Annotated in this window: 1 protein-coding gene and 1 pseudogene; one reads left to right on the forward strand and one right to left on the reverse strand. The window is 56.7% G+C overall.

What is annotated here, in order from left to right; all coding sequences use genetic code 11:
- Window positions 1-219: 219 nt before the first annotated feature.
- A pseudogene (locus tag ACXAHG_RS23415) lies at window positions 220-585 on the forward strand (helix-turn-helix domain-containing protein); the annotation flags it as partial.
- Window positions 586-623: 38 nt separating this feature from the next.
- On the opposite strand, the gene ACXAHG_RS23420 reads toward ACXAHG_RS23415, so the two are convergent.
- Window positions 624-1,778, reverse strand: a complete 1,155-nt coding sequence (locus ACXAHG_RS23420) for an IS3 family transposase (protein WP_475061210.1) — start codon at window positions 1,776-1,778, stop codon at window positions 624-626.
- Window positions 1,779-1,904: the final 126 nt, after the last annotated feature.

Raw genomic sequence — 1,904 nt, forward strand, 5'->3', positions numbered from 1 at the left:
CCGTAAGCCAGAAGAGATCAGACATGCTCACCGCTCGTTTTTCGAACCGTGAATCACGCTGACAGAAGGAAATCAATAGGTCCTGAGCCTAAGGAAACTTGGATGAACCCGGAGATGTCGCAACCAGGTTAGAGCCCACATGCAATTCTAAAATGTCACCCATGAGCAATTCAGAAGTGTCACTCTTGCCTGCAATGATAACAGGCAGAGAGATCGGGCATGGGATGGGTGATGATGAGCGAGCGCGAGCTGAATCGTGTGGAAGTTCTGGCGCAGGTCGATGATGGTCGGCTGACGGTAGACAACGCGGCGAACCTGTTGGATCTGACGCGGCGCCAGGTTTTCAGGCTGCTGAAGCGATATCGATTGGATGGTGCGGCGGCGGTCCGGCACAAAGCGCGTGGCAAGCCGCCGAACAACCGGATTCACAAGGCGAAGCGCGACTATGCCTTGGCGTTGATAAAAGAAAACTATGTGGATTTCGGGCCGACGCTGGCCGCGGAAAAGCTGGAGGAACATCACGGGTTCAAGGTGTCCCGTGAGACGCTGCGCAAATGGATGATTGAAGACGGCATCTGGCTGTCTGAGCTACTCCCCAATCGTTGGACAGGTTTTGGCGTAATTTAAGCTACTCTCTGCTCCTGCTGATCGGGTTGGGTTTCTTCATTTCGCAGCCAATAGACCACGGCTGGCGGTCTGCCGCCAAGTGCGGAATGGGGGCGTTTGCGGTTGTAGAAGTCGATCCATTTTCCGACGCCCGCCTTTGCCTCTGATCCAGTCTCCCAGGCGTGCAGGTAGACGCATTCGTATTTCAGGCTCCGCCAGAGCCGCTCGACGAAGATGTTATCGAGGAACCGGCCCTTGCCATCCATCGAGATGCGCACGCCGGAGCGGCGCAGACGATCTGTCCAGGCAAAGGACGTGAATTGGCTCCCCTGGTCGGTGTTCATGATCTCTGGCGGGCCGAAGCGGTGGATGGCCTCATTCAGAGCCTCGACACAGAAGTCGGCTTCCAGGGTGTTCGAGATGCGCCAGGCCAGAACCTTGCGGGTATGCCAGTCCATGATCGCCACCAGGTAGAGGAACCCGCGCCGCATGGGCAGGTAGGTGATGTCCGAGCACCAGACCTGGTTCGGACGGTCGACTCGCAACCCTCGCAACAAGTAGGGATACGTCTTGTGGCCCTTCGCCGCCTTGCTGGTGTTGGGCTTCTGGTAGATCGGCATGAGCCCCATAAGGCGCATCAGCCGCCGGATACGCTTCTCGTTCACAACGTGGCCGTCGTTGCGCAGGTGCCAGGTCATCTGACGGACACCGAAGAACGGTGTTTCCAGAAACTGCTCGTCGATCTGCCGCATCAGCATCAGGTTCATCGCGGTCTCACCCCTGGGCGTGTAGTAAAACGCTGACCGCGAGATCGACAACAGCTTGCACTGTTTGCCAATCGACAGGTTGATATTGGCAGGCTCGACCATCTTGCGCCTCACTTGCCAGTCCACGGCTTGAGCTTTCGTGACAAAAAAATCGTTGGCTACGGCCAGCTCCCCGATCTTTGCGTGCAGTTCTTTAACCTGCTCCTCGTTGATCTCTGGGGGCTTCTTTCTGCCACGCTCGAACGCGCCGGACGCGTCTTCCAGATGTGCCCGTTTCCAGCTGTGGATCATCGTTGGGTGAACGCCAAACTGGCTCGCCAGCTCAGCAACAGTCCGCTCGCCCTTCAAAGCCTCAAGCGCGACTTTCGCTTTGAACTCAGCCGAATGGTTCTTCCGTTTCGACATCTCTGATCTCCTCTTCGTCGAAGATCAGCAGACAACAAATCGTAGCTTACGTCATGTGTGGATGCCCCGGATGCAAGGGGCTTTTGAACTGCTCAGACCTGTGATCGAGTACGGTCATGTGTCAGG

The organism is Leisingera sp. ABD4_442, assembly GCF_056160905.1.